We start from the raw sequence: 9,295 nt of genomic DNA, 5'->3' as shown, positions 1-9,295 counted from the left end.
CCGGCAACACCCCACCCACCCCCAACTCCACCCACCCACCACCACCCACCAACGACACACCCACCCGCTCCCACACCACCCCAAACAAACCGTCAGCGACGACGTCATCCGAACCGCTCAGCGCCTGACGGGACACCGGTCGCAGCGCCAGCGACTCCACCGAGGCGACGGGCGTTCCCCGGCCGTCGGCGAGCGCGAGCCGGAAGGTGTCCGGACCGGTCGGCGAGATCCGGGCCCGTAGCTCCGTCACCCCGGTCTCCCGGGCGGCGGCCACGCCGGTCCAGGCGAACGGCAGGCTGATCGACTCCGGACGGTCCGGGTCGGCAGCGGCCAGGACGAGCGGGTGCAGGACCGCGTCGAGCAGCGCCGGATGCAACACGAAGCCCTCGGGACCGGTCCGCTCGTCGGAGCCGAGCCGCAGTTCGGCGTAGAGGTCGTCGCCCGCGCGCCACAGCGCGTGCAGCCCCTGGAAGGCCGGCCCGTACTCGTATCCGATGGCCGCGAGCCGCTCGTAGGCGTCGGCGACCGGTTCCGGGGCGGCGCCCGGCGGCGGCCACGGAAGCGGGTCCTGCTCGCCCGTCCTGCTGGGCGCCGAAGGCCCCAACGAGCCGGAGGCGTGCCGGACCCAGCTCCGCGCTGCCCCCTTCCCCGTGTCCGAGGCGCCGGTGTCCGACGCGCCCGTGTCCGGGGCTTCGGCGGGGGCCGAGTGCACCGTGAACGGGCGACGGTCGGCGGCGTCCGGGGCTGCGATCGTGACCTGAAGGCGTACGCCGCCGCGCTCCGGCAGGACCAGCGGGGATTCCAGGGTGAGCTCGGCGACCTCGTCGGCACCGCTGTGTTCGGCGGCAGCGAGGGCTAGTTCCAGGAAGAGGGTCGCCGGCACGAGCACCGCGCCACCCACGCGGTGGTCACCCAACCACGGGTGTTCGTCCAGTGACAGCGCGCTGGTGAACACGGTCTCGTCGCGGTCGGCGAGTTCGACGGCCGTGGCGAGCAGCGGGTGCCGCGCCGGGTCGAGCCCCAGGTGCCGGGCGTCGCCGCGCCCGGTGGTCCGCAGCCAGTAGCGGTGCCGTTGGAAGGCGTACGTGGGCAGGTCGACGGGTGCTGCGCCGGGGAAGAAGGCGGCCAGGTCGGTCCGCGCGCCGGCGGTGTGGGCGCGGGCGAGCCCGGTGACGTACGCCTCGGGTTCGGACCGGCCCGCGCGCTGGAGCGGCACGGCGGTCGTCGTGGCTCCGCGCAGGGAATCCGTGGCCGCGGCCGTGAGGACGGCGTCGGGGCCGACCTCCAGCAGGACGTCGGCGCCTACGGCCTCCAGTGTGCGCACGGCGTCCAGGAAGCGGACGGGTTCCCGTAGCTGACGCACCCAGTAGGCCGGGGAACGCAGTTCTTCCTCGTCGGCGATCTCGCCCGTGACGGTGGAAACGAGCGGGATCCGGGGCGTGCGGTAGGTGACGCTATCGGCCACGGCCCGGAAGTCGTCCAGCACACCGTCCATGTGGGGCGAGTGGAAGGCGTGGCTCACGGCGAGCCGTCGGGTGCGCCGGCCGCGGGCCCGCCAGACGGCTGCGACCGCTTCGGCCGCGTCGGCGTCGCCCGAGACCACCACGGCGTCGGGGCCGTTGACGGCGGCGAGGACGACCGCGGGCCGGTCCGCCAGGGTCTCCCGGACCTCCTCCTCCGTCGCCTGCACGGCGAACATCGCGCCGCCCGCGGGGGCCGACTGCATCAACCGTCCCCTGGCGGTGACCAGTCGGGCGGCGTCGGGGAGCGACCACAGGCCGGCGACGTGGGCGGCGGCCAGTTCGCCGACGGAGTGGCCGGCCACGCTGTCGGGGGTCAGGCCGTGGTGGGCCAGCAGCCGCGCGAGGGCGACCTCGAAGGCGAAGAGCGCCGGCTGGGCGAACTCGGTCCGGTCCAGCGAGTCGGTGCGGGCGGGACCGTCGAGGTGGACGACGGAGGTCAACGGTCGGTCGAGGTACGCGTCCAGCGCCGCGCACACGGCGTCGAAGGCCGCGGCGAACTCGGGGTGGGCCCGGTACAGCTCCCGGCCCATGCCGACGCGCTGTGCGCCCTGGCCGGTGAAGAGGAGGGCCGTACGCGCCGGGGACGTCGCACTGCCGCGCACCACACGGGGTGACTGCGCGCCCCGTGCGAGCGCGTCGAGCCCGCTGAGCAGGTCGGCGGGGCGGCTGCCGGTGACGACGGCCCGTTCCTCGAAGTCCGTACGGGTCGCGGCGAGGGCGTGCGCGACGTCGGCGGGGTCGAACGGGCCGCGGCTCAGCCGGTGGTGCAGACGGGCGGCCTGGGCGCGTAGCGCCGCATCGGTGCGGCCGGAGACCGCCCAGGGGACGACGGGTGCCGGGCCGTCGCCTGGGCTCAGGGAGTGCGGTGAGGTGTCGTTGTCCGGACTCACGGCCTGCGGGGATGTGTCGTCGTCCGGATTCGGGGCATGCGGGGACGTGTCGTCGGCGGCCTGCTCGATGACGACGTGGGCGTTGGTGCCGCTGATGCCGAAGGAGGAGACCGCGGCTCGCCTGGGGCGGTCCGTCGCGGGCCAGGGTCGCTGTTCGGTGAGGAGGGCCGCATCGCCGCGTCGCCAGTCGACGTGCGGGGTGGGCTCGTGGACGTGCAGGGTGCGCGGGAGCACCCCGTGGCGCAGGGCCAGGACCATCTTGATGACGCCGCCGACGCCCGCGGCTGCCTGGGCGTGGCCGATGTTGGACTTCAGGCTGCCGAGGTACACCGGCGCACGGCCGGCGCGCCCGCTGCCGTAGGTGGCGAGGAGGGCTTCGGCTTCGATGGGGTCGCCGAGTCGGGTGCCGGTGCCGTGGGCCTCGACGGCGTCGACGTCGGCCGGGGTCAGTCCGGCGTCGGCCAGTGCCTCGCGCATGACGCGCTGTTGCGAGGGGCCGTTGGGTGCGGTCAGTCCGTTGGAGGCGCCGTCCTGGTTGACGGCGCTGCCGCGGATCACGGCCAGCACCCGGTGGCCGTTGCGGCGTGCGTCGTCGAGGCGTTCCAACAGGAGCAGGCCCGCGCCCTCGCTCCACGAGGTGCCGTCGGCGTCCGCGGAGAACGCCTTGCTGCGGCCGTCGGGGGCGAGGCCGCCCTGGCGGGAGAACTCCACGAACATCCCGGGCGACGACATCACGGCGACGCCGCCGGCGAGCGCCAGGGCAGATTCGCCGCTGCGCAGGGAGCGGACCGCCATGTGCAGGGCGACCAGGGACGACGAGCAGGCGGTGTCGACGGTGACGGCGGGTCCGACGAGTCCCAGGTGGTGGGCGATGCGGCCGGACATGACGCTGGACGCGGTGCCGGTGAGGACGTGCCCTTGGGCGGCGTCGTCAGCTTCGTGCATCCGGGGGCCGTAGTCGAGGGTCGTGGCGCCGACGAAGACGCTGGTGCGGGTGGCGTTGAGGGTGCGCGGGTCGATGCCGGCCCGCTCCACCGCCTCCCACGCGGTTTCGAGGAGCAGCCGTTGCTGCGGGTCCATGCCGAGGGCTTCGCGCGGGGAGATCCCGAAGAACTCGGCGTCGAAGTCCCCCGCGCCGTCGAGGAAGCCGCCCCGGCGGACGGCGGGGTCGGCGCTGGGGTTCCCGCCGTGGGGTGCGTCTGGCCAGCCGCGGTCGGCGGGGAACTCCGTCACGGCGTCCACGCCGTCGACCACGAGTTGCCACAGGTCCTCGGGGGAGGTGACGGCGCCGGGGTAGCGGCAGGCCATGCCGACGACGGCGACGGGTTCGGTGCCGTACGGCGGCGTGAGCGGTGGCGTCTGCACCTCCGCAGCTCGGTGGGCATCCCCGTGGGGGAGCAGGCTCGTCAGATGAGCGACGAGCGCGGCGGGCGTGGGATGGTCGTAGAGGAGTCCGCCGGCCAGGTGCAGTCCGGTGGCGGCGGACAGCTCGGTGCTCAGTTGTTCGGCCGTCAGGGAGTCGAACCCCAGCTCTCCGAAGGTGCGGTGCGGTTCGATCCGCCGTCGGTCGACGTGGCCGAGTACGGCTGCGACGTGGGCGGACACCACGTCGGCGAGGGCTTCGGCGTCCCGCGGCGGGCCCTGCTCGGGTGGCGGCGCGTGCCCGGCCGCGGGCTCGGCCGCGTCGAACCAGTGCCGCTCGCGCTGGAAGGCGTAGGTGGGCAGTTCGGTGCGGCGTGCGCCGGTGGTGGCGTACGGGACGCTCCAGTCGACGTTTCCGCCGCGTACGAACACGGTCGCCAGGGCGGCCACCAGGGTGCGGGCCTCGTGGCGGTCGGCGCGCAGTGCGGACGTCTGGGCCGCCGCTGCGGGGTCGCGCACCGACGCGGCGGCCATGGCGGAGCAGACGGCGTCGGGCCCGAGTTCGAGGTAGGTGGTGGTGCCCGCGGACTCCATGGCGCGTACGGCGTCGAAGAAGCGCACCGGGCGGCGTACTTGCTCCACCCAGTACTCGGGCGCGGACATCAGGCCGTCGTCGACCGGGAGTCCGGTGACCGTGGAGACGACGGTCGTGGTAGGCCGGTGGAACCGCAGGGTCTCCACGACCGCGCGGAAGTCCGCCAACACCGGTTCCACGAGGGGCGAGTGGAAGGCGTGGGAGACCTGGAGCCGGGTGGTCCTGCGGCCGTCGGCGGCGAGCCGCGCCGCGATGCGGGCGGTCGGTTCGGCGGCTCCGGACAGGACGACGGCGCGGGGTCCGTTGACCGCGGCGACGGCGACCCGCGGGCCCACCAGGGACCGCACCTCGTCCTCGGTGGCCTCCACGGCGAACATGGCGCCGCCGGGAGGCAGCGCCGCCATCAGCCGGCCCCGGGCTTCGACCAGGGCGCAGGCGTCCGCCAGGGAGAGGATCCCGGCGACGTGCGCCGCGGCGACCTCGCCGACGGAGTGCCCGGCGAGCAGGTCGGGCCGCACTCCCCAGGACTGCACCAGTCGGAACAGGGCGACTTCCAGGGCGAACAGCGCGGGCTGGGTGAAACGGGTGTCGTCCAGACCGGCGCCGGACCCTATGACCTCGGCGAGCCCGCGGCCGATGAGCGGGTCGAGGTGCCCGCAGACGTCGTCGAACGCTTCGGCGAACGCCGGGTGCGTCGCGTACAGCTCGGCGCCCATCAGCGTCCGCTGGCTGCCCTGCCCGCTGAACAGGACGGCGAGCCGCCCCGGGCGCGCCGTGCCGGACACCGCGTCGAGCGAGGACGCCCCGTCGGCCACGGTGTCGAGCCCGCGCAGCAGCTCCGCGACGACGTCTTCGCGCTCGCCCCGGCCGTCCGCGAGGACGACCGCGCGGTGGTCGAACGCGGTCCGGGTGGTGGCGAGCGACCAGCCGGTGTCGACGGCGTCGGCCCCGGTGCGGCCGGCGCGCACGGCGTCGCCCAGGCGGCGGGCCTGGGCTCGGAGGGCGGCGGCGCCGCGGCCCGTGACGACCCACGGCACGACGGCGGGCGCCGCGGTGCGCTGCTCGCGGCCCCGTGCGACGGTGGTGGTGGGCGCCGCGCCCACCACCACGTGGCAGTTGGCGCCGCCCATGCCGAACGAGCTGACCCCGGCCACCGGGTCCCGGTCCGGGTGCGGCCACGGGGTGACCGTGCGCTGCACGGTCAGGCCCAGCTCGGCGAAGGGGATGGCGGGGTTGGGCGTGTCGAAGTTACGGCTCGGGGGCAGCTCCCGGTGGTACAGGCCGAGCAGCGTCTTCAGCAGTCCGACGAGGCCGGCGGCGCCTTCGAGGTGGCCGATGTTGGTCTTGGCCGAGCCGATGCGCAGCGGGTCGTCGGCGGGGCGGGCCGCGCCGAGTGCGGCGCCCAGCGCGGCGGCTTCGACGGGGTCGCCGACGGGCGTGCCGGTGCCGTGCGCTTCGACGTACTGCACGCTGCGGGCGTCGATGCCGCTGCCCTCGTACGCTCGGCGGATCACCTGCTCCTGAGCGGGCCCGCTCGGTACGGTCAGGCCGGTGGTGGCGCCGTCGTTGTTGACGGCGCTGCCGTGGAGGACGCCGTAGACGCGGTCGCCGTCGGCCAGCGCCGAGTCCAGCGGCTTGAGGACGACGGCGGCGCCGCCCTCGCCGGGGACGAAGCCGTTGGCGCGGGCGTCGAAGGCGTAGCAGGTGCCGTCCGGGGACAGCCCGCCGAAGCGTTCTTCGGTGATGCGCTGCTCGGCGAGGACGCTCAGGTTCACGCCCGCGACGAGCGCGGTCGGGCACTCGCCCGAGCGCAGGCTCTCGCAGGCGAGGTGGACCGCGACGAGCGACGAGGACTGCGCGGTGTCCACGGTGAAGCTGGGGCCGCGCAGGTCGAGGTGGTGGGAGACCCGGTTCGCGATGACGCCGCGGTTGAGGCCGGCCATGCTGTACTGCGTGATCGCGTCGGCGCCGTGTCGGTACACCAGCCGGGCGTAGTCGTCGCGGGAGGCGCCGACGAACACTCCGGCCCGGCTCCCGGCGAGGGCACCGGGCACCGTGCCGGCGTCCTCCAGCGCCTCCCAGGCCAGTTCGAGCACGAGCCGCTGTTGCGGATCCATGGCTGCCGCTTCCCTCGGCGACAGCCCGAAGAACCCGGCGTCGAAGGCGTCCACGTCGGTGAGGAAGCCGCCGCGTCGGCCGTCCGGCCGTCGGCTGATGCCGTTGCCCCCAGAACGCAGCAACTCCCAGAACGCCAGGGGGCCGGGCGCACCCGGCAGCCGGCAGGACAGCCCTACGACAGCGATCTTCTTCATGATCGGGTGAATTCCTTGTCGGGTGAATTCCTTCATGACCGGACCGCTCGACGGCGGCGAGCAAGGCACACGGGGTGGGATTCGGGGTTCGGCGATGGGGGAAATCAGGAAGGCGCGCGGGAATGTGTGGAGCAGTATCACCGGCACGGCCCCGCCGCCCGGTAACGCCCGGGTCATCAGCGCCTTGGGCGGTCGGTGTGGTCCTTCGATGGTCCGCCGGTGACCGTTCGATGACGACCGGTCGGATAGGTTTCAGGACGCGAATTCGACCTTCTGACTTCCGCCTTCTGACTTCCGCCTTCCGACCTCATGCCGCGCAACCGCCGCGCCCGAGACAGTGGGAGCACATCGACATGGCCGAGACGACCGACGAAACGGACCCCACCGCCGGCGCCGTGGAGCTGGGCAGGCGCTATCTCCAGGCGTTCAACTCGGGTGACGTCGAACGACTGGACCGGCTGTACGCACAGGACGCGATCTCCGTATGGGAGCCGGGGAATCCGCTGACGGGACGGGCCCGCAGGGATTCCCTGGCCGCGTTCCTCGCACTCGGCCCCCGGATGACCGCCGAACTCCGGGAGGCGTTCGTCACCGATGACACGGCGCTGCTGGTCATCGACTGGTCGATCGAGATCGACGCTGCGGAGGACGGGGGCGGGGGGACGGAGCGGATGGCGGGCACAGGCGTCGACGTGCTGCGGCTGGGCGCTGACGGGACGTGGCGCTTCGTCGTCGACAACCCCTTCGGCGGCGCCGGCCCCGGGGCGTCGACGAGCGAGTAACCATAGGCGCGTCACATCCTCCTATTGCTGCAGGGCGAGTTGCTGCACGCGCTACCGGAAACGGCCCGCTTACCGGTCGATGACCGCGGAGAGAAGGGGAGCTCGGGCTGCGCGATTATCGTCAGCCCATGACCTCAGACGTGCCGTCGACCGTGCACGAACCGGAACTCCCTGAGTTCGCCGACCCGATGTTGCTCCAGTGGCTCACTTCGCTCGGCTTGGGCGTCGAGTACGTGCGGGGCGAGGGGAACACCCTCTTCTTCGTCGACGAAGACGGCTCGGAGCGGGCCGTCCTCGACTTCGCCGGTGGATACGGCGCGCTCGTCCTGGGGCACAACCATCCGGACGTGGTGGCCGCCGTTCGCGCGTTCTTGGACGCCGGCACGCCGACGCTGGCGCAGGGCTCGCGGCAGCCCGCCGCGAGTGCGCTGGCCGCGCTGTTGAACTCCGTCGTCCAACGGGAACTCGGCACGAAGGAGCCGTACTTCTCGGTCTTCTCCAACAGTGGCGCCGAGTCCGTCGAAGTGGCCCTCAAGCACGCCGAGTTCGACCGGGTCGCGAAGGTGCAGGTGATCTTGGAGGAGATCGCCGGGCATGTGGTCGCCGCGGCCGATGCGGTGCGCGCAGGTGACGCGAAGGTGGCGGACTCGGCGCGCGCGGCCCTCGGCATCGACGCAGCGCCGGACGAGCCGGGGAACGGGACGGGGAACGGGACGGGGAACGGGGACGGCGTCGCCGATGGCGAGCGGTTGGTGGACGCGGTCCAGCGGGAGAACGCCCGGCGCTCGGCCCGGCCGCCGCTCTTCCTCGCCTTGGAGGGCTCCTTCCACGGCAAGCTCATCGGCAGCGTGCAGCTGACCCACAACGCGGGGTACCGCACGCCCTTCGCAGCGCTGGCCGCGCCGGCGAGGTTCGTCCCCTTCGACCGGCCGGAGGCCCTGGGCGAGGTCTTCGAGCAGGAGCGGGGCACCCTCCTGGACGTGGTGGTGGAGAGCGGCGAAGTCCGTTTGGTGGAACGGGGCTTCCCGGTCCTCGGGGCGTTCGTCTGCGAGGCGATCCAGGGCGAGGGCGGCATCAGGGCCCTCCCTCGCGGCGCCGCGCGGGAGATCCAGCGGCTGTGCGCCGACGCCGACTGCCCCGTCGTCGTCGACGAGATCCAGAGCGGCATGGGACGCACGGGCGCCTTCCTCGCCAGCTCCCTCGTCGGGCTGCGCGCGGACTACTACACCCTCGCCAAGAGCCTGGGCGGCGGGATCGCCAAGACGGCCGTGACCTTGATCAGGGGCAGCCGTTACCGGCCGGAGTTCGAGCTGGTGCACACCTCGACGTTCGCCAAGGACACCTTCTCCTCCACGGTCGCGCTGCGCACGCTGGAGGTGCTGGAGGCCGGCGACGGCCGGGCGTACCGGCTGGCGCGGCAGTGGGGCGAGCGGCTGACCGAGGTGTTCGACGAGCTGCGGGCGGCGTTCCCCGACGTGGTCAAGGACGTCCGGGGCACGGGCTTGATGCTGGGGTTGGAGTTCCACGACCAGTCCGGGGCGGCCGTGGCGGCGATCCGCGAGGCGGCCCGCGCGGGCACGTTCGGCTATCTGGTCTCCGGCTATCTGCTGCGGGCCCACCGCATCCGGACATTCCCCACCGCGAGCGCCGTGAACACTCTCCGCTTCGAGCCTTCGATCCTGCTCACGGAGGGCGAGGTGCAGCAGTTGGAGGGGGCCTTGCGGGAGTTGTGCACGGTGTTGCGGGAGGGGGACGGGCGGGCGTTCCTCGGCCCGTGAGGGCGCCGCAGGTGCGGGCCGCTCGTCCCGAGCCCGGTGTCCTGCGCGTACGC

3 protein-coding genes are annotated in these 9,295 nt (G+C 73.6%); 2 read left to right on the top strand and 1 reads right to left on the bottom strand.

Going from position 1 to position 9,295, the window contains the following annotated elements:
* Window positions 1-6,682 (bottom strand): type I polyketide synthase (locus tag ABZ842_RS36845; RefSeq protein WP_361547514.1); only part of this gene is annotated, 6,682 nt, incomplete at its 3' end.
* Between the two features lie 353 nt (window positions 6,683-7,035).
* Here ABZ842_RS36845 and ABZ842_RS36840 point away from each other — a divergent pair.
* Complete coding sequence (locus tag ABZ842_RS36840) at window positions 7,036-7,464, top strand: nuclear transport factor 2 family protein (RefSeq protein ID WP_361547511.1); 429 nt, start codon at window positions 7,036-7,038, stop codon at window positions 7,462-7,464.
* 128 nt (window positions 7,465-7,592) lie between these two features.
* Entirely contained in the window at window positions 7,593-9,242 is a 1,650-nt protein-coding gene (locus ABZ842_RS36835; protein ID WP_361547508.1) for an aminotransferase class III-fold pyridoxal phosphate-dependent enzyme, read from the top strand.
* Window positions 9,243-9,295 lie beyond the last annotated feature (53 nt).

This window comes from Streptomyces sp. NPDC047315, assembly GCF_040643215.1.
Taxonomy (GTDB): domain Bacteria; phylum Actinomycetota; class Actinomycetes; order Streptomycetales; family Streptomycetaceae; genus Streptomyces.
This window is presented reverse-complemented; position numbering and strand designations above follow the sequence as displayed.